Annotated in this window: 16 protein-coding genes and 4 tRNA genes; 5 read left to right on the top strand and 15 right to left on the bottom strand. The window is 69.4% G+C overall.

The genetic code is table 11. From position 1 onward, the window contains the following. Window positions 1-169: 169 nt before the first annotated feature. Window positions 170-796: a DUF6448 family protein gene (locus tag AC3ANR_RS09620; RefSeq protein WP_488291652.1), complete on the bottom strand. Its 627-nt coding sequence runs from the start codon at window positions 794-796 to the stop codon at window positions 170-172. 375 nt (window positions 797-1,171) lie between these two features. Between AC3ANR_RS09620 and AC3ANR_RS09615 the strand changes: the two genes are divergently transcribed. After that, window positions 1,172-2,725: a fumarate hydratase gene (locus AC3ANR_RS09615; RefSeq protein WP_488291651.1), complete on the top strand. Its 1,554-nt coding sequence runs from the start codon at window positions 1,172-1,174 to the stop codon at window positions 2,723-2,725. A 32-nt stretch (window positions 2,726-2,757) separates the two neighbouring features. Here AC3ANR_RS09615 and AC3ANR_RS09610 read toward each other — a convergent pair whose 3' ends face one another. Beyond that, complete coding sequence (locus AC3ANR_RS09610; protein WP_488291650.1) at window positions 2,758-3,951, bottom strand: lanthionine synthetase C family protein; 1,194 nt, start codon at window positions 3,949-3,951, stop codon at window positions 2,758-2,760. Beyond that, window positions 3,948-5,261: an MFS transporter gene (locus AC3ANR_RS09605; RefSeq protein WP_488291649.1), complete on the bottom strand. Its 1,314-nt coding sequence runs from the start codon at window positions 5,259-5,261 to the stop codon at window positions 3,948-3,950. Before AC3ANR_RS09605 ends, AC3ANR_RS09610 begins: the two co-directional genes overlap by 4 nt. A 135-nt stretch (window positions 5,262-5,396) precedes the next feature. Here AC3ANR_RS09605 and AC3ANR_RS09600 point away from each other — a divergent pair, with 135 nt between their 5' ends. Continuing rightward, a complete protein-coding gene (locus AC3ANR_RS09600) occupies window positions 5,397-7,232 on the top strand; it encodes an AMP-dependent synthetase/ligase (protein WP_488291648.1) in 1,836 nt (611 codons plus the stop codon). 6 nt (window positions 7,233-7,238) lie between these two features. Here AC3ANR_RS09600 and AC3ANR_RS09595 read toward each other — a convergent pair whose 3' ends face one another. The 11 genes from AC3ANR_RS09595 to AC3ANR_RS09545 all read right to left on the bottom strand — a co-directional run bounded on the left by AC3ANR_RS09595 (window position 7,239) and on the right by AC3ANR_RS09545 (window position 18,850). Beyond that, window positions 7,239-7,865, bottom strand: a complete 627-nt coding sequence (locus AC3ANR_RS09595; protein ID WP_488291647.1) for a DUF6806 family protein — start codon at window positions 7,863-7,865, stop codon at window positions 7,239-7,241. A gap of 42 nt (window positions 7,866-7,907) precedes the next feature. Then, window positions 7,908-7,999: transfer RNA gene (locus AC3ANR_RS09590), tRNA-Leu, on the bottom strand. A gap of 64 nt (window positions 8,000-8,063) precedes the next feature. Continuing rightward, window positions 8,064-8,137: transfer RNA gene (locus AC3ANR_RS09585), tRNA-Cys, on the bottom strand. A 55-nt stretch (window positions 8,138-8,192) separates the two neighbouring features. Then, a tRNA-Gly gene (locus AC3ANR_RS09580) sits at window positions 8,193-8,268 on the bottom strand. A 57-nt stretch (window positions 8,269-8,325) separates the two neighbouring features. Next, window positions 8,326-10,764 carry an endopeptidase La gene (gene lon / locus AC3ANR_RS09575; RefSeq protein ID WP_488291646.1) on the bottom strand — a complete coding sequence of 813 codons (2,439 nt, stop codon included), beginning with the start codon at window positions 10,762-10,764 and terminating at the stop codon, window positions 8,326-8,328. Window positions 10,765-10,892: 128 nt separating this feature from the next. Then, window positions 10,893-12,158, bottom strand: coding sequence for an ATP-dependent Clp protease ATP-binding subunit ClpX (clpX, locus tag AC3ANR_RS09570; RefSeq protein WP_488291645.1), 1,266 nt, complete (start codon window positions 12,156-12,158; stop codon window positions 10,893-10,895). A 130-nt stretch (window positions 12,159-12,288) separates the two neighbouring features. After that, complete coding sequence (clpP, locus tag AC3ANR_RS09565) at window positions 12,289-12,897, bottom strand: ATP-dependent Clp endopeptidase proteolytic subunit ClpP (protein ID WP_488291644.1); 609 nt, start codon at window positions 12,895-12,897, stop codon at window positions 12,289-12,291. Between the two features lie 121 nt (window positions 12,898-13,018). Then, entirely contained in the window at window positions 13,019-14,329 is a 1,311-nt protein-coding gene (gene tig, locus AC3ANR_RS09560; protein WP_488291643.1) for a trigger factor, read from the bottom strand. Window positions 14,330-14,355: 26 nt separating this feature from the next. Then, window positions 14,356-14,442: transfer RNA gene (locus tag AC3ANR_RS09555), tRNA-Leu, on the bottom strand. An 80-nt stretch (window positions 14,443-14,522) separates the two neighbouring features. Continuing rightward, complete coding sequence (locus AC3ANR_RS09550) at window positions 14,523-17,693, bottom strand: efflux RND transporter permease subunit (RefSeq protein ID WP_488291642.1); 3,171 nt, start codon at window positions 17,691-17,693, stop codon at window positions 14,523-14,525. A gap of 8 nt (window positions 17,694-17,701) precedes the next feature. Next, complete coding sequence (locus AC3ANR_RS09545; RefSeq protein ID WP_488291641.1) at window positions 17,702-18,850, bottom strand: efflux RND transporter periplasmic adaptor subunit; 1,149 nt, start codon at window positions 18,848-18,850, stop codon at window positions 17,702-17,704. 79 nt (window positions 18,851-18,929) lie between these two features. Here AC3ANR_RS09545 and hpnC point away from each other — a divergent pair, with 79 nt between their 5' ends. Genes hpnC through hpnE form a run of 3 tightly spaced genes read left to right on the top strand, consistent with a single transcriptional unit; the run spans window position 18,930 to window position 21,927 of the window. After that, complete coding sequence (gene hpnC / locus AC3ANR_RS09540) at window positions 18,930-19,778, top strand: squalene synthase HpnC (protein ID WP_488291640.1); 849 nt, start codon at window positions 18,930-18,932, stop codon at window positions 19,776-19,778. A gap of 11 nt (window positions 19,779-19,789) precedes the next feature. Beyond that, on the top strand, window positions 19,790-20,629 hold the full coding sequence (hpnD, locus tag AC3ANR_RS09535) for a presqualene diphosphate synthase HpnD (RefSeq protein WP_488291639.1): 840 nt from the start codon (window positions 19,790-19,792) through the stop codon (window positions 20,627-20,629). 2 nt (window positions 20,630-20,631) lie between these two features. Further along, on the top strand, window positions 20,632-21,927 hold the full coding sequence (hpnE, locus tag AC3ANR_RS09530) for a hydroxysqualene dehydroxylase HpnE (protein WP_488291638.1): 1,296 nt from the start codon (window positions 20,632-20,634) through the stop codon (window positions 21,925-21,927). On the opposite strand, the gene AC3ANR_RS09525 is transcribed toward hpnE, so the two are convergent. Further along, window positions 21,890-22,582, bottom strand: a complete 693-nt coding sequence (locus AC3ANR_RS09525) for an HAD family hydrolase (RefSeq protein WP_488291637.1) — start codon at window positions 22,580-22,582, stop codon at window positions 21,890-21,892. The genes hpnE and AC3ANR_RS09525 overlap by 38 nt on opposite strands.

Here is a 22,582-nt window from a genome sequence, read left to right as displayed (position 1 = left end):
ATACCAGTCGTGCTCATGACGGGTTACACCAACAGGCTGCACGAGGCCGTCACTGCGGCTTTTACCGTGCTGCCGAAGCCCGCTTCACCCGCAGTCCTCCTGTCGCCCTTGCGGATGCAAAGTGCCGGTCACGCGGCGGGCACGAAGGGGCACCTCGCCATCGCTTGGCCTAATGCGTGTGCGCCAGACCCGGCGCCTCCTTTTGCACCCGGCCGGGAGCCAGGGTCTCCCCCGCGTCGTACAAGCGCTCGACGTAATGCGTGTACTCGACATAAGCGCTCGCAAAGGCGCGCCCAGCGCCAATGTCATTGGCGTTGTAGTTCTTCTTCGACATCACGGCGTTGAATTGCTGCTCGAGGCCGGCGTGCATTCGGTCGCTGACGAGCTTCACCACGTCGTCCAGCTTCCCAAATTCCAGCGCCTTGTCAGCTGCCGCTATGGGCGGCTCGACGGAGCCTGCCGGTTTCAGCCCCGTGTAGCCGGCACCCTCGCCGGCGCGGTGCAGGCGCACCAAGGTCTCGAAGAAATACATGTCCGCGAGATCTCTGGCTTGCGCATTGACCTTGCGCACGGCGACGGTCTTCTGGAACTGATTCCTGATCTCCCCCTCGTCCTTCTGCTGCACCCAGACGAGGACGGGGTTGACGTTTCCGCTCTCCAGCGCCTTTCGTGCCGCCCCCACCACCGGGCCGTCGAGCGTGTCGCAGTGCGCTGCCGCCGGCAGGCTCCATGTGAGTGCAAGAGCCGCTACCGAGCCGGCCATGAAATGCTCAACAGCGAACGTTCGAATCGGCATGGTGGTACCTCCAACCTATGAACATGCAATCGACCTGCACCCGCCTACTTTGACGCCGGCAATGTCCGGGGTTTTGACATGCATCAACCGTCAGGGGCGGCGGGCAACGACTTCTCTCCCTAGCCAAGGAGTCATCGGGATGGACGGCTGCACAGTTGGTCGCTGCAGGAAGGTCTCAGCAGCGTCGGGGAAAGCTCAGCATGTGGTCGAACTTCTTCAGCGCGACAACCAGGCGTTTGTGCTGATCTTGTGCAGGTGCGCAGCGTTGCAGCAGCGCGGCCCCGAGCGTTCCAAGTGCCGCCCAAGCGTGGCAGAAGCGGGCTCAACAGCGTCTGGGATAATCCGCCGCAAGGCCTTCTTTCCTTCCCTGAAACCATGCCGACAATGATCAAAGCCGACGACCTGATCGAATCGATCGCCGCCGCGCTGCAGTACATCAGCTACTACCACCCCGCCGACTACATCGCCCATCTCGCCCGCGCCTACGAGCGCGAGCAGAGCCCGGCGGCCAAGGACGCGATCGCGCAGATCCTGACCAACAGCAAGATGAGCGCCTTCGGCCACCGGCCGATCTGCCAGGACACCGGCATCGTCAACGTCTTCCTGAAGGTGGGCATGGACGTGCGCTTGGAGGGCTTCACCGGCAGCCTCGAGGACGCGATCAACGAGGGCGTGCGCCGCGGCTACAACCACCCGGACAACACGCTGCGCGCCAGCGTCGTGGCCGATCCGCAGTTCGCGCGCAAGAACACCAAGGACAACACGCCGGCGGTGATCTTCACCGAGATCGTGCCGGGCAACACCGTCGACGTGACCGTCGCCGCCAAGGGCGGCGGCAGCGAGAACAAGAGCAAGATGGTCATGCTCAACCCCAGCGACTCCGTCGTCGACTGGGTGCTCAAGACGGTGCCCACCATGGGCGCGGGCTGGTGCCCGCCGGGCATGCTGGGCATCGGCATCGGCGGCACGGCCGAGAAGGCGGTCCTGATGGCCAAGGAAAGCCTGATGGACGACCTGGACATGTACGAGCTGCAGGCCAAGGCGTCGCGGGGCGAGAAGCTCACGCAGGTCGAGGAACTGCGCCTGGAGCTGTTCGAGAAGGTCAACGCGCTGGGCATCGGCGCTCAGGGCCTGGGCGGCCTGACGACCGTGCTGGACGTCAAGATCAAGATGTACCCGACCCACGCGGCCAGCAAGCCGGTGGCGATGATCCCGAACTGCGCGGCCACCCGGCACGCCCACTTCGTCCTCGACGGCTCCGGCCCGGTCTACCTCGAGGCGCCGAGCCTGGACCTGTGGCCCAAGGTCGAATGGGCGCCCGACACGCAAAAGAGCAAGCGCGTCAACCTGGACACGCTGACCAGGCAGGAGGTCGCCAGCTGGAAGCCGGGCGACACATTGCTGCTCAACGGCAAGATGCTCACCGGCCGCGACGCCGCGCACAAGCGCATCCAGGACATGCTGGCCAAGGGCGAGAAGCTGCCGGTGGACTTCACCAACCGCGTCATCTACTACGTCGGCCCGGTGGACCCGGTGCGCGACGAGGCCGTGGGTCCCGCGGGTCCCACCACCGCCACCCGCATGGACAAGTTCACCGACATGATGCTGTCGCAGACCGGCCTGATCGCGATGATCGGCAAGGCGGAGCGCGGCCCGGCGGCCATCGAGGCGATCCAGAAGCACAAGTCGGCCTACCTGATGGCCGTCGGCGGCGCCGCCTACCTGGTCTCCAAGGCGATCAAGACGGCCCGCGTGGTCGGCTTCGAGGACCTGGGCATGGAAGCGATCTACGAGTTCGACGTGGTCGACATGCCGGTCACCGTGGCGGTGGACGCCGGCGGCACCAGCGCCCACATCACCGGCCCGGCCGAGTGGAGCAAGCGCATCGCCACGGGCGAGTTCAAGAGCATTCCCGTCGCGGCGGCCTGAGCCGGGGCGGCCCCGGCCGCCCTGCCCCGCCCTCAGGCGTCGAAGACGTCCAGCGTCGGGAACCGGCTGGTCGCCTCGATGCAGTCGAGCAGGTAGACAGCGAACCCGATGTCGCCGGTCCACAGGCCGTGGCGCCACTGGCTGAAGCGCTGGTGGTCGGCGTCGGCCTGTGCGATGCCGTGCATCGCGAACGCCCGCGCCCGCTCCAGCCAGGCCTCGTTGCCGGTGCGGCCGAACAGCTTGAGGAACGCGTAGCCGTTGCCGCCGGTGCCGTGGCACAGGTTGCTGCCCTTGCGCAGCGGCCCAGCCCTCCAGGTGGTCTCGCCCGCGGCAAGGAGGATCTCGTCCAGCGACGCGTCGGGGCTGTCGGCCAGGCAGATCACGAAGCCCGGCGCGCCATGGCAGAACTGGACCAGCTTCGGCCGCGCGGGCCCGGCCGGCCGGCCGGCCGGCGGCACCAGCCAGGCCCGCCAGTTCACCAGCCCGTCCTCCCAGTCAGCCGTCGCGCGCACGGTGCGGCCGATGCGGTGCATCCAGTCGTCCCACGCACCCGCCGGCAGCAGGTCGCGGCCCTGCGCCAGCACGCTGGCCGTGGCGACGAAGCCGTGGACCGCATCGAGGTAGGTCGACGTGGTGCCATACAGGTCCTGCGTCCAGTAGTCGCACAGGAACTCGTCGGACCATTGCAGCTGCGAGCGCAGGGTCGCCGCCGTCGCGCGGAACAGGTCGGCGAACCGCGGCTCGCCCGTGCGCCGGTGCATGAACAGGGCCGCGAGCATGGTGCCGGGCGAGCCCCACATGAGCTCGCGTTCCGGCGCGTCCCGCGTCTGGCGGATCAGCACGGCGAGCCGGTCGGCTCGCGACGGCTCGCGATCCATCGCATGCAGCAGCAGTTGCACCGGCACTTCCCCGAACAGGTAGGAGCCCGGGTGGTCCGGTTCGCCACGCAGCGCCCGCAGGTGCCCGCCCAGGTCCGGCGGCGCGTCGCCGATCCCGCGCGCATGCAGGTAGCGCAAGGCCCACGCGATGCCGCACGACCCGAAGTACAGGCCCTGCATCGGCTCGGGGCTGGGGTGGTCGTTGGGATGCGTGGCCCAGCCCCGGCCCGGCTGGTAGCCGGCGAGGGTGCCGGCGACGATGCGGTGGATGGCGTCACGCGCCACATCCGGCTGCCAGCTGCCGGCCTGCAGCGGCTCGTGGCGCGCGGGATCGAACAGGGCGCTCATCCGGGGACCTCCTCGAGCGGTGCGGCGGCCGCGCGACCGCGTGCGATGTCGATCGGCAGCAGCAGCACCAGGCCGGCGGCGAACAGGCCGCTGGTCGCCACGATGGCGGCGCGCTGGTTGCCGCCGGTGGCCCAGGTGATCGCGCCGTACATCAGCGGCCCGATGATGCTGGCCAGCCGGATGGCGAAGGTCCACAGGCCGAAGAACTCGGCCACCTGGCGCGGCGGTGCGAACACGCCGGCCAGTGCCCGCCCGGCCGACTGGCTCGATCCCATGCACAGGCCGGCGATCGCGGCGGCCCACCAGAACTGGCCCTTGGTCGCCGAGGCCGCGGCGATCAGGCAGGTGGCGATCCAGCCCACCAGCGTGCTTCCCAGCGCCAGCTTGTGACCGATGCGGTCCTGCAGGTAACCCCAGGCGAAGGCGCCGCCGGCCGCCGCGAGGTTGAGCACGAAGATCAGGACCATGGTCTCCTGCTGCTCAAACCCGATCACCTGCTCGGCATAGATCGCGGCCAGCGAGACGGCCACGGCCACCCCGCCCTGGTAGAACACCGCGCAGCCCATGAGCCACATGAAATCGCGGTAGCGGCGCGCCTGCAGGAAGGTGCGGTGCAGCTGCTGCAGCGAAGCCCGCAGGCCCCCTTGCCGCGATGCCGATGGATCGGGCTGCGCGCGCTCGCGCAGCAACCGGAACGTGACCAGCGAAGCCAGCCCGTACAGGGCCGCGGTCAGCACCATGGTCACCGGCACGAACTGCCGGGCGGGCAGGCCCTGCTTCTGTGCCCACAGCACGTAGCCCAGGCACAGCCCGAGCGCCAGCATGCCGCCGAAATAGCCGAAGCCCCAGCCCCAGCCGCTGACCTTGCCCATGGCCTGCGGCCGCGCGAGCTCGGGCAGGAAGGCGGCGGTGAGCGACTCGCCGTAGCTGTAGAAGGTGTTGGACACCACGATCAGCAGCATGGCCAGCGCGACCGACCCCGGGCCGGCGAAGGCCAGCGCGGCCGTGCTCACCACGCAGGCGGCCGTGACGACGGCGAGCATGCGCTTCTTGGCGGCGCGCAGGTCGGCATACGCGCCGAGGCTGGGCATCGTGAGCATCACGATCGCGTAGGAGATGCTCAGCGCGGCGGTCCAGGCGAAGGTGGCCCACGGCGCCTTGCCCGCGATGCCACCGACGAAATAGGCGGCGAAGACGGCCGTGATGACGACGGTGGTGTAGCCGGAGTTCGCGAAGTCATACATGGCCCAGCCGAACACCTCGCGCTTGCGCACGCCGGGGTTCAGGGCATCTGCGGAAAAAACGGCCATGCGACCTCCTCTTGCGCGCAGGATAGCTGAGCCGCGATGGACGACGCGGCTTGATCTGCCTCACGTCGCGGCGCCGCGTGCCGCCCATACTGGCAGGACGACCGACGATGCCCCGCCGCCCCAAGGAGACAGGCCATGCAGGCAGCCGCCCCCCACCACCTCGATCCCATCCCCGCCCTGGCCGGCAAGACGCTGCCGGCCATGTTCGAGGAGCGCTGCGCGCGCACCCCCGACGGCGAGGCCTACCGGCAGTTCGACGCGGCCTCGGGCTGGCAGTCGTTCACCTGGTCGCAGATGCGCGCGCAGGTGGAGCGATGGCGCGCGGCGCTCGCCGCGGAAGAGCTCGCCCCGGGCGACCGTGTGGCAATCCTGCTGCGCAATAGCGTCGAGTGGGTGTGCTTCGACCAGGCCGCGCAGTCGCTGGGGCTGGTGGTCGTGCCGCTCTACCCCACCGACAACGCCGAGAACCTCGCGTACATCCTGGCCGACTGCGGCGCGCGCGCGCTGCTGGTGGGCCAGTTCGCGGCCTGGCGGCCGCTGGCGGGGCTGCGCGCCCGGCTGCCGCAACTGGCGCGCATCGTGTGCCTCGACGCGGTGCCGCCGCAGGACCCGGCCGCCGGCGACGTGCGATCCCTGCCGGAGTGGCTCGCTGCCGCCGGGGGACCGGCAGTCACGCGTGCCGCGGCGCCCGGCGACCTCGCGACCATCGTCTACACCTCGGGCACCACCGGCCGGCCCAAGGGCGTGATGCTGTCGCACCGCAACATCCTCGCGAACGTCGAGGCCGTGCTGCAACGCGTGGATTGCTACGCCGACGACCTTTTCCTGTCGTTCCTGCCGCTGTCGCACACGCTGGAGCGCACGGTGGGCTACTACCTGCCGATGGCCACGGGCAGCTGCGTCGCGTTCTCCCGTTCGGTGCAGGATCTGGCCGAAGACCTCGTCACGATCCGCCCGACCGTGCTGGTGTCCGTGCCGCGCGTGTACGAGCGCGTGTACGCGAAGCTGCAGCAGGGCCTGGAGGACAAGGGCGCGCCGGCGAAGGCGCTGTTCGCCTGGGCCGAGCAGATCGGCTGGCACCGCTTCGAGGCCGCCCAGCACCGAGGCCAGGAGCCCGGCCCGCTGGCCCACATGATGTGGCCCGCGCTGCGACACCTGGTTGCCGACAAGCTGCTGGCCCGCCTGGGCGGGCGCCTGCGCATCGCGGTGTCGGGCGGCGCGCCGGTCTCGGCCCGGCTGATGCACTGCTTCATCGGCCTGGGCCTGCCGCTGCTGCAAGGCTACGGGCTCACCGAGGCCGCGCCCATCGTCAGCGCCAACACGCTGGAGGACAACGTGCCCGAATCGGTCGGCCTGCCGCTGCCGGGGCTGGAGGTGCGCCTGGGCGAGCGCGACGAGTTGCTGGTGCGCGGGCCGAACGTCATGCTGGGCTACTGGAACGATCCGGCCAAGACGGCAGACACGATCGATGCCGACGGCTGGCTGCGCACCGGGGACATCGGACGCATCGACGAGCGCGGGCACATCTACATCGTCGGGCGGCTCAAGGAGATCCTCGTCACCTCCACCGGCGAGAAGGTCCCGCCGGCCGACGTCGAGCTGGCGATCATGGAAGACCCGCTGTTCGAGCAGGTGATGGTCATCGGCGAAGGCCGGCCGTTCGTCTCGGCGCTCGCCGTGCTGAACGAGGACACGTTGCGCTCGCTCGTGCGCGACCTGGGGATCGACGTGGAGGCGCCGGACGCGCTGGAGCAGCCCGCGCTGAAGGAGGAAGTGCTGCGGCGGATCCAGCCGCGCGTGGCGGCGTTCCCGTCCTATGCCCGGGTGCGCGACGTGTGGCTCACGCTGGAGCCCTGGACCACCGACAACGGGCTGATCACGCCGACCATGAAGCTGCGCCGCAAGCAGCTGGTCGAGCGCTTCGCGACCCAGATCGCCAGGCTGTACGAGCAGCACGCCGCGCCGGCGTGAGCGCGCTCAGTGCAGGTGCCGCGGGCGGCGTCCGCCGCCGTGGCTGCCGCCGCCGCCGCTGCCGCGCGGGGGCTTGCCGATCTCCAGCGAGCTGACCAGCGCGTCGAAGCGCTGCGAGAACAGCTTGTCGATCTCGGCCACCACCCCGCCCAGCTCGGCGCTGTCGAAATGGCGCTCCATCAGGTTGACCACGTCCTCGACCAGCAGGTCGCGCTGCACCTGCATGATGGCCGCGGGGGTGGGGCCGACGAACAGCATGATGAAGTCGTCGCGCGACTCGGCCTCGGGCGGCTCCTCCTCCTCGTCGAACTCGGCGTCGTAGAAGGTCACCTCGATCGCGGCGCCCTGCTCGGCCAGCTCGTTGAGGCTCATGCACATCTCGTCGAGCGACTGGCGGAAGTCCTCGTCGCCGGCGACGGTCCAGCACATGGTGAGGAGGTGCTCGTGGGCGTCGAACTTGATGCCCGGCTCCTCCTCGTAGGCACTCTCGGCGCCGTCGGCGAGCGACTTGGCCCCGGCGTACTTCCACAGCGGCCTGAGTGCTTCCTGCAGCTGCGCATAGGTGACGTCCGCGCGCAGGGGCACGTCCCCGTGCACGTGGATCTCGAAGGGAGCGTTGTCGTAGTTGGCCATCTGGGAAGTTGCCTGTGCGGCGCTTGCCGCGCGCGGGGGCGGTGGTGCCTCGAACCGGGGTCGAACCGGTACGCCGCCTTTCAGCAAGCGGCGGATTTTAAGTCCGCTGTGTCTGCCAATTCCACCATCGAGGCCCGCGGCGCACCCACTGTACGCCAAAAAAAAACAGCCCCGCACGGATGCGGGGCTGCGGGTGTCTGGAGGCGCGGGCCGGAGTCGAACCGACCTACACGGATTTGCAATCCGGTGCATAACCGCTTTGCTACCGCGCCACTGAGGCATTCGGGGCCACAGAAAAAAGGGAAGCGGCTGCTTCCCTTTTGCATCTGGAGCGGGAGAAGAGTCTCGAACTCTCGACCTCAACCTTGGCAAGGTTGCGCTCTACCAACTGAGCTACTCCCGCGTGAGGACGCCATTGTAGCGCGAAAAAATCGCGCTTTCGCCGGCGTGCGAAAAAAACTCAGTGCTTCACCGACACCGGCTTCGCCCCGGGTTCCGCACCCGGGCGCGCCGGGGCGAGCGCGGGTTCCGCCGTCGGCGGTTCGTCGTCCGGCAATGCCGTGGGCTGGCGCTCCAGGGCGACTTCGAGCACCTTGTCGATCCACTTGACCGGCACGATCTCGAGGCCGTTCTTCACGTTCTCGGGAATGTCCTGCAGGTCCTTGGTGTTCTCCTCGGGGATCAGCACCGTCTTGATGCCGCCGCGCAGGGCCGCGAGCAGCTTCTCCTTCAGGCCGCCGATCGCCGTGACCTCGCCGCGCAGCGTGATCTCGCCGGTCATCGCGACGTCGGCGCGCACCGGGATGCCGGTGTACGCCGAGACCATGGCGGTGGTCATCGCGGCGCCGGCGCTGGGGCCGTCCTTGGGCGTGGCGCCGTCGGGCACGTGCACGTGCATGTCCTTCTTCTCGAACATCTCGTCCTTGATGCCCAGGCGACGCGCGCGGCTGCGCACCACGGTGCGCGCGGCTTCCACCGACTCCTTCATCACGTCGCCCAGCGAGCCGGTGCGCAGGATGTTGCCCTTGCCCGGCATCAGCGCCGCCTCGATGGTGAGCAGGTCGCCGCCCACCTCGGTCCACGCGAGGCCGACCACCTGGCCGACCTGGTTCTGCTGCTCGGCGCGGCCGTAGGTGAACTTGCGCACCCCCAGGTACTCGTTCAGGTTCCCGGCGTCGACGACCACCTTGGGCGTGAGCTTCTTCAGCTGCAGGCCCTTGACCACCTTGCGGCAGATCTTGGACAGCTCGCGCTCGAGCGAGCGCACGCCGGCTTCGCGCGTGTAGTAGCGCACGATGTCGCGGATGGCGTCGTCCGTCACCTCGAGCTCGTTGTCCTTCACGCCGTTGTTCTTCTTCTGCTTGGGCAGCAGGTACTTGATGGCGATGTTGGTCTTCTCGTCCTCGGTGTAGCCCGAGAGGCGGATCACCTCCATCCGGTCCAGCAGCGCCGGCGGGATGTTCATCGAGTTGGACGTGGCCACGAACATCACGTCCGACAGGTCGAAGTCGACCTCGACGTAGTGGTCGCCGAAGGTGTGGTTCTGCTCCGGGTCCAGCACCTCGAGCAGCGCGCTCGAGGGGTCGCCGCGGAAGTCGGTGCCCAGCTTGTCGATCTCGTCCAGCAGGAACAGCGGGTTGCGCGTGCCGACCTTCGACAGGCTTTGCAGCACCTTGCCCGGCAGCGCGCCGATGTAGGTGCGGCGGTGGCCGCGGATCTCGGCCTCGTCACGCATGCCGCCCAGGGCCATGCGCACGTACTTGCGCCCGGTGGCCTTGGCCACCGACTGGCCGAGCGAGGTCTTGCCCACGCCGGGGGGGCCCACCAGGCACAGGATCGGGGCCTTGACCTTGTCGACGCGCTGCTGCACCGCGAGGTACTCGAGGATGCGGTCCTTGACCTTCTCCAGGCCGTAGTGGTCCTCGTTGAGGACGTCCTCGGCATGGGCCAGGTTGTGCTTGATCTTGGTCTTCTTGCTCCAGGGCAGGCCGGTGAGCACGTCGATGTAGTTGCGCACCACCGTGGCCTCGGCCGACATGGGCGACATCAGCTTGAGCTTCTTGAGCTCGCCCTCGGCCTTCTTCAGCGCGTCCTTGGGCATCTTGGCCGACTTGATCTTCTTCTCGATCTCCTCGATGTCGGCGCCCTCTTCGCCCTCGCCCAGCTCCTTCTGGATCGCCTTGACCTGCTCGTTCAGGTAGAAGTCGCGCTGGTTCTTCTCCATCTGGCGCTTCACGCGCGAGCGGATCTTCTTGTCGACGTTCAGGATGTCGACCTCGCGCTCGATCTGCTCGAACAGGTTCTCCAGCCGCCCCTTGACGTCGGCCAGGTCCAGGACGATCTGCTTGTTGTCCAGCTTGAGCGGCAGGTGCGCGGCGATGGTGTCCGCCAGGCGGCCCGGGTCGTCGATGCTGGAGATGGAGGTGAGGATCTCCGGCGGGATCTTCTTGTTCAGCTTGACGTACTGGTCAAACTGCTGCATCACGGCGCGGCGCAGCGCCTCGATCTCGCTGGATTTGCTGTCCTGCTCGGCCGGGTCGACCGGGGAGACGTTGGCGACGAAGTGCTGCTCGCCTTCCTCGATCTTGTTGACGCGGGCGCGCTGCTGGCCCTCGACCAGCACCTTCACGGTGCCGTCGGGCAGCTTGAGCATCTGCAGGATGGTGGAGACGCAGCCGACCTCGAACATGTCGCTGACCGACGGCTCGTCCTTGGCCGCGGCCTTCTGCGCGACCAGCATGATGCGGCGTTCCGCCTCCATGGCCGCCTCGAGCGCCTTGATGCTCTTGGGCCGGCCGACGAACAGCGGGATCACCATGTGGGGAAACACCACGACGTCCCGCAGCGGCAGCAGCGGCAGGTCGATCGGTGTGGAGGGAAGCGGCACGTGTCCGGACATGGGACTCCTTGGTTACCAGACCCAGATGGACTGGAATGGCCGATTTTCAACCCGCGGGGCTGTCCGCGGGGGACTTGTGGTCGCTCCGGTGAAAGAAAGACGGCGGACGCCTTTCCTCATGCGGGCGGTCAGGCCTTCCTGGCTGCTTCGCGATAGACCAGCAGCGGCGGCTTGCTTTCCTCGATGGTGGATTCGTCCACCACCACCTTGTCGACGTTCGAGGTGTTGGGCAGCTCGAACATCGTGTCGATCAGGGACTGCTCCAGGATCGAGCGCAGGCCCCGGGCGCCGGTCTTGCGCGCCAGCGCCTTCCTGGCGATGGCGCGCAGTGCGTTGGGGCGGATCTCCAGGTCGACGCCTTCCATGGCCAGCAGCTTGGCGTACTGCTTGACCATCGCGTTCTTCGGCTCGGTCAGGATCTGGACCAGGGCCTCCTCGGACAGCTCGGCCAGGGTGGCCACCACCGGCATGCGGCCGACCAGCTCGGGGATGAGGCCGAACTTGATCAGGTCCTCGGGCTCGACGTCGCGGAAGACGTCGGTGAGGCTGCGCTCCTTCTTGCTCTTGACCGCGGCGCCGAAGCCGATGCCCGAGCCCTCGGTGCGCTGCTCGATGACCTTCTCGAGGCCGGCGAAGGCGCCGCCGCAGATGAACAGGATGTTGGTCGTGTCGATCTGCAGGAAGTCCTGGTTCGGGTGCTTGCGCCCGCCCTGCGGCGGCACGCTGGCCATCGTGCCCTCGATCAGCTTCAGGAGCGCCTGCTGCACGCCCTCGCCCGAGACGTCCCGGGTGATGCTGGGGTTGTCGCTCTTGCGCGAGATCTTGTCGATCTCGTCGATGTACACGATGCCGCGCTGGGCGCGCTCGACTTCATAGTTGCAGCTTTGCAGCAGCTTCTGGATGATGTTCTCGACGTCCTCGCCGACGTAGCCCGCCTCGGTGAGCGTGGTGGCGTCGGCCATCACGAACGGCACGTCCAGCATGCGGGCCAGCGTCTGCGCCAGCAGCGTCTTGCCCGAGCCGGTGGGGCCGATCAGGAGGATGTTGCTCTTGGTGAGCTCGACGTCGTCCTTCTTGGCCTTGTCCTTGTGGCGCAGGCGCTTGTAGTGGTTGTAGACCGCCACGGACAGCGCGCGCTTGGCCGTCTCCTGGCCGATCACGTAGTTGTCCAGGTTGGCCTTGATCTCGGCGGGCGTGGGCAGGTCGCCGCGCGCCTCGCGCTGCTCGTCACCCGCGGGGAGTTCGTCGCGGATGATCTCGTTGCACAGGTCGATGCACTCGTCGCAGATGAACACCGAGGGTCCGGCGATCAGCTTCTTGACCTCGTGCTGGCTCTTGCCGCAAAACGAGCAATAGAGCGTTTTCTCGCTGGACGAGCCCTTTTTTTCGGCCATTGGCGCTGCCTCTTCCGACTGGTGGTTTCAATGATACCCAAAGCAACTACGGCGTCCCCTGTCGGAGGAGACGCCGTTGTTGTGCCGCAACCGGGAGTTGGACCCGGCCGGCGCGGGCGGGTTCAGCCCGTCAGGGCCGCTTGGCGATGACCTGGTCGACCAGGCCGTAGTCCTTGGCTTCGTCCGCGGACAGGAAGTAGTCGCGCTCGGTGTCGCGCTCGATGCGCTCCAGGGGCTGGCCGGTCTTCTCGGCCAGGATCTTGTTCAGCGTCGCGCGGGTCTTGAGGATCTCGTTGGCGTGGATCTCGATGTCCGAGGCCTGGCCCTGCATGCCGCCCAGCGGCTGGTGGATCATGACCTTGGAGTTGGGCAGCGAGAAGCGCTTGCCCTTGGCGCCCGCGGCCAGCAGGAACGCGCCCATGCTGGCGGCCATGCCGGTGCAAAGCGTCGAGACGTCCGGCTTGATGAAGTTCATGGTGTCGTAGATCGCCATGCCGGCGCTCACGCTGCCGCCGGGCGAGTTGATGTAGAACGAGATGTCCTTGTCGGGGTTCTCGCTCTCCAGGAACAGCAGCTGGGCGACCACCAGGTTGGCCGTCTGGTCGTTCACGGGACCGACCAGGAACACCACCCGCTCGCGCAGCAGGCGCGAATAGATGTCGTACGACCGCTCGCCGCGGCCGGACTGCTCGATGACCATCGGAATCATGCCGAGGGCCTGGGTGTCAAGTGCGCTCATTGGAATTTGGGAAGTTCGGGTGTGACTGTAGCCAAAAAAGAGATGGGGCCCGGGCGCCGGACTGCAAGTCCCGCGCGCGAGCCCCGCCTTGGCGCCTGCCGCAGCCGGCAGGCCGGCCGCGTCAGCCCTGGCCCATCAGCTCGTCGAACGAGACCTGCTTGTCCTTGACCTGGGCCTTGCCGAGCACGTAGTCGGTGACGTTGTTCTCGATCACCACGGCCTCGACCTCGGCCAGGCGCCGGTTGTCGCTGTAGTACCAGCGGACCACGTCGGCCGGCTTCTCGTAGCTGGCCGCCAGCTCCTCGACGTGGGCGCGGACCTGCTCCGGCTTGGCCTGCAGGTCGTTGGCGCGCACCAGCTCGGCCACCACCAGGCCCAGGCGCACGCGGCGCTCGGCCTGCGGGCGGAACACGTCGTCGGGGATCGGCGCCTTGTCGGCGTCCTTGATGCCGCGCTGCTTCAGGTCGGCGCGGGCGCCTTCCACCATGCGGTCGACCTCGGCCTGCACGATGCTGTTGGGCAGGTCCAGCTCGGCCTTGGCGACCAGGGCGTCCATGACGGCCTGCTTGTTGCGCGACAGCAGGCGGAACTTGACCTCGCGCTCCAGGTTCTTCTTGATGTCGGCGCGCAGGGCGTCCACGGTGCCGTCGGCGATGCCCAGCGACTTGGCCAGGTCCTCGTTCACCTCGGGCAGCTTGGCGGCCTCGATCTTCTTGACGGTGACCAGGAAGTCGGCGGTCTTGCCCGCCACGTCCTTGCCGTGGTAGTCGGCCGGGAAGGCGAGCGGGAAGGTCTTGCTCTCGCCGGCCTTCATGCCGCGCACGGCATCCTCGAACTCCTTGAGCATCTGGCCTTCGCCGACCAGGAACTGGAAGTCCTCGGCCTTGCCGCCCTGGAACGGCTCGCCGTCGATCTTGCCCTCGAAGTCGACCGTCACGCGGTCGCCGTCCTGGGCGCCGGCGTCCTGGGCGCGCTGGGCGAAGGTGCGGCGCTGCTTGCGCAGGATGTCCAGCGTCTTGTCGATGGCGGCGTCGCTCACCTCGGCCGTCATGCGCTCGACCTCGGCCGTCGCCAGGTCGCCGATCTTCACCTCGGGATAGACCTCGAACACCGCGTCGAAGGCGAGCTGGCCCTCGGGCGCCTCTTCCTTCTCGGTGATGCGGGGCTGGCCGGCCACGCGCAGCTTGGCCTCGTTGGCGGCCTGGGCGAACGCCTCGCCCACCTTGTCGTTCATCACCTCGTAGTGGATCGAGTAGCCGTAGCGCTGGGCCACGACGTTCATCGGCACCTTGCCGGGGCGGAAGCCGTCCATCTTGACGGTGCGCGCCAGGCGCTTGAGGCGGGAATCGACCTCGGACTGGATCACGCCGACCGGCAGGGTCAGCGTCATCTTGCGTTCGAGCTTCTCGAGGGTTTCAACGGTCACGGCCATGGTGTTTCTCTCTTGCGATGATTCTGTGGTGCGCGGGGTCGGACTCGAACCGACACGCCCGTGAAGGCGTCAGGACCTAAACCTGGTGCGTCTACCAATTTCGCCACCCGCGCGGTCCAAAAGCAGGGCGGGCGGCCCGGATCTGGAAACACCGGCCGCCCGCCCGAATTCGGTCAGTCTGCGATTTTAATGCTTACGCGGGACGGGCCTCCCCGGCGCCCTGCCCGGCCAGCGCAACCTCGTCGCGCCGCACCCGGAACCAGGCGGCGTACATCGCCGGCAAGGCCAGCAGCGTCAGCACCGTGGCGACGATCAGGCCGCCCATGATCGCCACCGCCATCGGGCCCCAGAACACCGAGCGCGAGAGGGGGATCATGGCCAGCACCGCCGCCGCGGCCGTCAGCACGATCGGGCGCAGGCGGCGCACGGCCGACTCCACGATCGCGTCCCAGGCCGGCACCCCGCGGGCTCGGTCCTGCTCGATCTGGTCGATCAGGATCACCGAGTTGCGCTGGATCATCCCCATGAGGGCGATCACGCCCAGCAGGGCCACGAACCCGAACGGGCGGTCCAGCACCAGCAGCGCCCCGGCGACGCCGGCGATGCCCAGCGGGCCGGTCAGGAACACCAGCATCGCGCGGCTGAAGCTCTGCAGCTGCAGCATCAACAGCGTGAAGGTGATGAACAGCATCACCGGCAGGCCCGCCGCGATCGACGAGGAGCCCTTGGAGCTTTCCTCCACCGCGCCCGCCACGTCGATGCGGTAGCCCGGCGGCCACTTGGCCTGCAGCTTCTGGAGCGTGGGCAGCAGCTCGCTGGTCACGGTCGCGCCCTGCAGGCCCTCGACGATGTCCGCCTGCACGGTGATGGCGTAGTCGCGGTTCTCGCGCCACATCACCCCCGGCTCCCAGGTGAACACCGGCTTGGCGATCTGCGTGAGCGGGATCGACTTGCCCGAGGCCGTGGGCAGGTAGGCGTCGCCGATGTCGGTGATCGCATTGCGCTCGTCCAGCGGCTGGCGCAGCACGATGTCGATCAGCTTGTCGCCCTCGCGGTACTGGCCCACGGTGTTGCCCGACAGGATCGTGCGGGCGGCCTGCGCGATCGACTGGCTGGTCACCCCCAGCGCGCGCGCCTTGGCCTGGTCGACTTCCAGCCGCAGCACCTTCACCGACTCGTTCCAGTTGTCGTTCACGCCCCGCGTGTTGGGGCTCTGGCGCATCGCGGCCTTGACCTCGTCGGCGCGCTCGCGCAGCGCCTGCGGCTCGGGCCCGACGACGCGGAACTGCACCGGGTACGGCACGGGCGGCCCATTGGGCAGCAGCTTCACGCGGCCGCGCACCTCGGGGAACTCGGTGGCCAGCAGCGCCGGCAGCCGCATGCGCAGCGTCTCGCGCGTGTGCAGGTCGCGCGGCTGGATGATGAACTGCGACACGTTGGACTGCGGGAACACCTGGTCCAGCGGCAGGTAGAAGCGCGGCACGCCCGAGCCGACCCAGGTGCTCACGTCCGTGACGCCGGGCTCGCGCAGCAGCCGCTGCTCGACGCGGCGGGTCGTGGCCTCGTTGGCGGCGAACGACGTGCCCTCGGGGAACCAGATGTCGACCAGGATCTCCGGGCGGCTGGAATCGGGGAAGAACTGCTGCTGCACCCGGCCCATGCCCGCGATGCCCAGCACGAAGACCAGGACCGTCAGCCCGAGGGTCGCCCAGCGGTGCGCCACGCACCAGTTCACGGTGCGGCGAAAGCCGCGGTAGAAGGCGGTGTCGAAGTGCTCGTGGTGCTCGCCGGTGACCGGCTTGGCCTTGAGCAGCAGCGTGCCCAGGTAGGGCACGAAGTACACCGAGCAGAACCAGCTGATCACCAGCGCGATGACCGTCACCGCGAAGATGGCGAAGGTGTACTCGCCGACGGTCGAGCGCGCCATGCCGATCGGCAGGAAGCCGGCCGCGGTGATCAGGGTGCCGGTGAGCATCGGCATCGCGGTCACCTCGTAGGCGAAGGTGGCGGCGCGGACCTTGTCGTAACCCTCCTCCATCTTTCGCACCATCATCTCGACGGCGATGATGGCGTCGTCCACCAGCAGGCCCAGCGCGATGATCAGCGAGCCGAGCGAGATCTTGTGCAGGCCGATGCCCCAGTAGTCCATGGCCAGGAACGTCACCGCCAGCACCAGCGGGATCGTGATGCCCACCACCAGGCCGGGCCGGATGTCGACGTAGTAGCGCCTCCACAGCGGCAGCGCCGCGGCATCCGGCCGCTTGTGGAAGCCCAGGGCCAGGAAGCTCACGGCCAGCACGATCACCACCGCCTCGACCAGCGTGCGCACGAACTCGTTGACCGAGGTCGCCACCGCCCTGGGCTGGTCCTGCAGCTGCACCAGGCGCACGCCCGCGGGCAGCCCGTCCTCGATGCGGTGGAAGGCGCCGCGCAGCGACTTGCCCAGCTCGATGATGTCGCCCCCCTTGGCCATCGACACGCCCAGCCCGATCACGTCCTTGCCGGCGTGCCGCACCTTGACCTGCGGCGGGTCGACGTAGCCGCGCTTGATCTCGGCGATGTCGCCCAGGCGCAGCTGGCTGCCCGAGCTGCCGCGGATCGGCATCGCGGCGAGCTGCTCGACGGCCTGGAACTGCCCGCCCACGCGCACCTGCACCACGTCCAGCGGCGTCTGCACGGCCCCGGCCGACTCCACCGCGTTCTGCTGGCCGAGCTGCTGCAGGACCTGGTTGAAGTCCAGGCCCAGCTGCGACAGGCGCTTCTGCGAGATCTCCACGTACAGCTTCTCGTCCTGCACGCCGAACAGCTCGACCTTGGCCACGTCCGGCAGGCGCAGCAACTGCTGGCGCACGTCGTCGGCGAACGTCTTGAGTTCGGCGTAGCTGAAGCCGTCGCCCTCGAGCGCATAGATCACGCCGTACACGTCGCCGAAGTCGTCGTTGAAGAACGGCCCCTGGATGCCGGCGGGCAGCTGGTAGCGCATGTCGCCGATCTTCTTGCGCACCGCGTACCAGACGTTGGGCACGTCGCCGGGGCGCGAGGAGTCCTTGATCTGGAAGATGATCTGCGACTCGCCCGGCTTGGAGTAGCTGCGGATCTTGTCCGCGTACGGCACTTCCTGCAGCGTGCGCTCGAGCTTGTCGGTCACCTGCTCGGCCACCTGCTGGGCGGTGGCGCCCGGCCAGTACGTGCGCACCACCATCGCGCGGAAGGTGAACGGCGGGTCCTCGTCCTGGCCGAGCTGGAAGTACGCCGCCAGGCCGAAGACCATCAGCACCACCATGAGGTAGCGGGTGAGCGCCGGGTGTTCGAGCGCCCAGCGCGAGAGGTTGAAGCCGGACTGGCCGGTGTCGTCGTCGCTCATGCCCGCCCTCACCGGATCGCCACGGGGTGCACGGCGCTGTCGGCCACCGAAGCGGACGGCGCCATGGCGGCGGCCGACGAGCGCTCCTCCCAGATGCGCACCTTCTGCCCGGGCGACAGCACGTGCACGCCCGCCGCCACGACGGTCATGCCGGGCTGCAGCCCGGAGGCGATGACGGCCTCGTTGCCGTCGGCGGTGGCCACCTGCACCGGCTGCGAGCGCACGGTCATCGTGGTGCGGTCGAGCACCCACACGGCCGTCGCCTTGCCGTCCTGCCGCAAGGCGCTGGTGGGCAGCTTGATCACCGGCGTGCCGGCCAGGCTCAGGGCCTGCGGCGTGACGCTGGCCGTGGTGCCGAGCGGCGGCTGGTTCGCGCCCTCGATGCCCACCTTCACGGTGAAGGTGCGCGTGACCGGGTCGGCGCTCGCGCCCACCTCGCGCACCCTGCCGTCGAAGGCGCCGCCGGCCCAGACCTTCACGGCCACGGGCGAGCCGGGTCGGATCGCCGCCACCTTGTCCTCGGGCACGGAAAACACCACGTCGCGCGGGCCGTCCTGCGCGATGCGCACGACCGGGGCGCCAGCCGTGACGACCTGGCCGGGCTCGGCCTCGATGGCGGTGACCACGCCGGCGGCGTCGGCCACCAGGGTCGTGTACTGGGCCTGGTTGCTCTGCGAGGCCAGTTGCGCCTGCGCCTGGTCCAGCTGCGCCTGGGCGGCCTTGAACGCCGTGTCCCGGCGCTCCAGCTCGGCCCCGCTGATGAAGTTCTGGTCGCGCAGCGCCGCATAGCGCTTGAAGTCGGCGGCGGCCAGGTCGCGGTTGGTCCGGGCGGCCGTGACCTGGGCGCGGGCCGCTTCGGCGGCCAGCCGGTAGTCCTGCGGATCGAGCTGGGCGAGCACGTCGCCGGGCCTGACCCGCTGGCCGAGCTCGGCCTGGCGGCGCACGATCTTGCCCGCCACCCGGAAGCCCAGGCGCGATTCGATGCGCGGGCGCACCTCGCCGGAGAACTCGTGCCCGGACTCGAAGCTGCTCACGCCGGTGGTGATCACCTTGACCGAGCGGATCGGCTCCGGGGCGGGCTCCGGCTTGGAGCACGCACTGGCCAGCACGGCGGCGGCAAGGAGCGGCAGCAGGCGGCCGTGGACGAGCGTGGACATGGCGAAGCGACCTCTTACTGACTGACTGGTTAGTAATCTATTGTGGCAGATCGCGGGTGTCAAGCGACAATCGTGCCCCGTGACTGAAGAGCATCCGGCACGACCGGTCGACCATTACGAGAACTTTCCGGTGGCTTCGTGGCTGTGCCCGCCCCGATTGCGCCCGCCCATCGCCGCCATCTACTGGTTTGCGCGGACCGCCGACGACATCGCCGACGAAGGCGACGCGCCCGCCGCGCAGCGGCTGGCCGACCTGGCGACCTACCGGGCCGAGCTGGCCGGCACCGCGGATCCCTCCCACGTGTCCGGTCGCTGGCCCGAGGTGTTCGGTCCCCTGGGCCGGGCGATCGCCGCCTTCGGCCTGCCCATGCCACTGCTGCAGGACCTGCTCAGCGCGTTCGAGCAGGACGTCGTGAAGACGCGCGACGGCGCCGGCTATGCGGATCGCGCCGAACTGCTGGACTACTGCCGCCGCTCGGCCGACCCGGTCGGCCGCCTGCTCCTGCACCTGTACGGCGTGCACGGCGCGCAGGCGCTGCGCGAGAGCGATGCGATCTGCAGCGCGCTGCAGTTGATCAACTTCTGGCAGGACCTCGGGCGCGACCTCGCGCGAGGCCGGCGCTACCTGCCCGATGCCGATTGCGCCGCGCACGGCATCGATCCGAGGCATCCCGAGTCGGCCCCGGCGCCCGCCCGGGCCCGCCTGCTCGCGGCCGAATGCGCGTGGGCCCGCTCGCTGATGCGCGAGGGCGCGCCGCTCGTGCACCGGGTGCCGGGCCGCGCCGGCTGGGAGCTGCGCGCCGTGGTGCAGGGCGGACTGCGCATCCTCGACCGGATCGAGGCCCAGGGCTTCGACACGCTCGCGAGCCGGCCGACCGTCGGCCGCGCCGACATCCCGCGCATCCTGTGGCGGTCCGCATGGATGTGACAATCGCCCCCATGACCCCGGAGCAATACGTCCAGGAGAAGGCGGCAGCATCCGGCAGCAGCTTCTACTACGCCTTCCTCTTCCTGCCCAAGCCCCGCCGCGAGGCGATCACCGCGTTCTATGCGTTCTGCCGCGAGGTGGACGACGTCGTGGACGAAGTGGCCGACCCCGGCATCGCCCAGACAAAGCTCGCCTGGTGGCAGACCGAGGTCGCGCGCGCATTCGCCGGCCAGCCGCAGCATCCCGTCATGCGCGCCTTCATGCCGGCGGCCGCCGCCTTCGGGCTGGAGGAGCGCCAGCTGCAGGCCGTGATCGAAGGCTGCCGCATGGACCTGGAGCAGACCCGTTACCTCGATTTCGCCGGGCTCGAGCGGTACTGCCACCTGGTGGCCGGCGTGGTCGGCGAGGTGTCGGCGCGCATCTTCGGCCAGACGCACGCGGACACCACCGCGTACGCACACAAGCTCGGGCTGGCCTTCCAGCTCACCAACATCATCCGCGACGTCGGCGAGGACGCGATGCGCGGCCGCATCTACCTGCCCATCAGCGAGCTGCAGCAGTTCGACGTCAAGGCGCACGAGATCACGGGGCGCCAGTACTCCGACCGGTTCACCGCCCTGATGCGCTTCCAGGCGCAGCGGGCGCACCGGCTGTACGACGAGGCGCTCGCGCTGCTGCCGGCGCAGGACCGGCGCAGCCAGAAGCCCGGGCTGATGATGGCCAGCATCTACCGCACGCTGCTGCGCGAGATCGAGGACGAGGACTTCCGCGTGCTGCACCAGCGCGTGAGCCTCACGCCGCTGCGCAAGCTGTGGCTCGCCTGGAAGGTCCAGGCGCTGGGCCGCCTCTGAGCATGCGGCTGGCCGTCGTGGGCGCCGGCTGGGCCGGGCTGGCCGCCGCCGTGACGGCGACGGCGCGCGGCGATTCGGTGACGGTGTTCGAGGCCACGCGCCATCTGGGCGGCCGCGCCCGCAGCCTCGAGGTGCGCCTGCCAGACGGCTCGCCGGCGACGCTGGACAACGGCCAGCACATCCTCATCGGGGCGTACACCGACACGCTCGCCCTCATGCGGCAGGTCGGCATCGACCCGCGCGACGTCCTGCTGCGGCTGCCCCTCACGCTGCGCTTTCCCGATGGCGGCGGGCTGGCGCTGCCCGACGCGCCCGCGCCGCTGAACGTCGCCTGGGGCATCGCCACCGCCAGGGGCTGGTCGTGGGCGGACCGGCTCGCGCTGCTGCGCACGGCCGCGGGCTGGCGGCTGAAGGACTTCACCTGCGACGCGGACTGGAGCGTGCGGCGGCTGGGCGCCGGCTTGCCGGCGCGGGTGATGGACGAACTCCTGGAGCCGCTGTGCGTGTCGGCCCTCAACGTCCCCGCGCAGCGGGCGAGCGCGCAGGTGTTCCTGCGCGTGCTGCGCGACGCGCTATTCGCGCCCGCGCAGGGCGGCTGGGCCGCGTCGGACCTCCTGCTGCCCAAGGCCGATCTCGGCCGGCTGTTTCCGCAGGCGGCCGCCGACTGGCTGCGCGGCCACGGCGCCGTGCTGCGCCAGGCGGCGCGCGTGCAGTCGATCGCGCCGGCCGCCCAGGGATGGGCCGTCGACGGCGAATCGTTCGACGCCGTGCTGCTGGCCTGCCCGAGCTGGGAAGCGGCGCGGCTGGTCGCGGGCGCCGGCGTCCCCGCGGCCGGCTGGCTGGCCGCCGCGCGGGGCCTCGCCCACGAGGCGATCGCCACGGTCTACACGACCGGCCCCGCCCTCCCCCTGCCGATGCTCGCCTTGCGCAGCGACGACACGCGGCCGGCGCAGTTCGTGTTCGACCGCGGCCAGCTGGGCGGGCCTGCCGGACTGCTCGCATGGGTGGTCAGCGCGAGCCAGGGCGATGCGGCGGCACTGCAGGAACAGGTGGTCGCGCAGGCCGCCGCGCTGGGCTGGGCGGTCCGGCCGGTGCAGACGGTCGTGGAAAAGCGCGCGACGTTCGCATGCACGCCGGCCCTGGCCCGGCCGCCGGACCGCATCGCACCCGGCCTGGCCGCCTGCGGCGACTACGTGGCCGGCCCCTACCCCGCGACCCTGGAAGGCGCGGTGCGTTCCGCGCTCGCGGCCGTCGCCGCGGTCAGCGAAACAGTTCGCACAGCTGCCGCAGGTCGGTGACGGCCACGTGCGGCTGCTGCTCGTGCGGCCAGGCGTGGTCCTCGCGATTCACCCAGACCGCCTGCATGCCGGCGTTCAGCGCGCCCACGACATCCAGCGTCGCGTCGTCGCCGACGTGCAGCACCTGCGCCGGTTCGACCTCCACGGCGCCCGCCGCAGCATGGAAGATGCGCGGGTCGGGCTTGCCGACCCCGAATTCGCGCGCCGACACCGCGGCGCGGAAATAGCTCGCGATGCCCACCCGCTGCAGGTCGGCATTGCCGTTGGACAGGCTCACCAGCGGGAACCGGCTGGCCAGGAACTGCAGCGCCTCCAGCGCGTCCTCGAACAGGTCCACCTGCTGGCGCGCGGCAAAGAAGACGTCGAACGCCGGGCCGGCCAGCAGCGGATCCTCGCCGGCGCGGTAAAGCGCCAGCCGGATCGATTCGCGCCGCACCGCGCTCAGGTCGTGCTTCAGATCGGGCCGGTGCTCGCCCACGTGGTTGCGGATCTCGCGCAGCGCGCCCGGGTTGGCGAACAGCGCCGCGGCCATGGGTGCGTGGTCGGCCAGCCAGTCGTGCAGCACCCGCTCGGCGCGCTCGATGGTGGGCCAGATCGGCCACAGCGTGTCGTCCAGGTCGAGGGAGATGGCCCTGACCTTCGTCGTGTCCAGCAT

The organism is Ramlibacter sp. JJN2-2R (assembly GCF_057747835.1).
This window is presented reverse-complemented; position numbering and strand designations above follow the sequence as displayed.

Coding starts and splice junctions, on each gene's coding strand:
- AC3ANR_RS09550 (WP_488291642.1), bottom strand. CDS start 17,693: ATGAGCGACGACGACACCGGCCAGTCCGGCTTCAACCTCTCGCGCTGG.
- AC3ANR_RS09525 (WP_488291637.1), bottom strand. CDS start 22,582: ATGCTGGACACGACGAAGGTCAGGGCCATCTCCCTCGACCTGGACGAC.
- AC3ANR_RS09605 (WP_488291649.1), bottom strand. CDS start 5,261: ATGGCCGTTTTTTCCGCAGATGCCCTGAACCCCGGCGTGCGCAAGCGC.
- hpnD (WP_488291639.1), top strand. CDS start 19,790: ATGACCCCGGAGCAATACGTCCAGGAGAAGGCGGCAGCATCCGGCAGC.
- AC3ANR_RS09595 (WP_488291647.1), bottom strand. CDS start 7,865: ATGGCCAACTACGACAACGCTCCCTTCGAGATCCACGTGCACGGGGAC.
- hpnE (WP_488291638.1), top strand. CDS start 20,632: ATGCGGCTGGCCGTCGTGGGCGCCGGCTGGGCCGGGCTGGCCGCCGCC.
- clpX (WP_488291645.1), bottom strand. CDS start 12,158: ATGGCCGAAAAAAAGGGCTCGTCCAGCGAGAAAACGCTCTATTGCTCG.
- AC3ANR_RS09610 (WP_488291650.1), bottom strand. CDS start 3,951: ATGAGCGCCCTGTTCGATCCCGCGCGCCACGAGCCGCTGCAGGCCGGC.
- tig (WP_488291643.1), bottom strand. CDS start 14,329: ATGGCCGTGACCGTTGAAACCCTCGAGAAGCTCGAACGCAAGATGACG.
- AC3ANR_RS09545 (WP_488291641.1), bottom strand. CDS start 18,850: ATGTCCACGCTCGTCCACGGCCGCCTGCTGCCGCTCCTTGCCGCCGCC.
- AC3ANR_RS09600 (WP_488291648.1), top strand. CDS start 5,397: ATGCAGGCAGCCGCCCCCCACCACCTCGATCCCATCCCCGCCCTGGCC.
- AC3ANR_RS09615 (WP_488291651.1), top strand. CDS start 1,172: ATGCCGACAATGATCAAAGCCGACGACCTGATCGAATCGATCGCCGCC.
- lon (WP_488291646.1), bottom strand. CDS start 10,764: ATGTCCGGACACGTGCCGCTTCCCTCCACACCGATCGACCTGCCGCTG.
- clpP (WP_488291644.1), bottom strand. CDS start 12,897: ATGAGCGCACTTGACACCCAGGCCCTCGGCATGATTCCGATGGTCATC.
- AC3ANR_RS09620 (WP_488291652.1), bottom strand. CDS start 796: ATGCCGATTCGAACGTTCGCTGTTGAGCATTTCATGGCCGGCTCGGTA.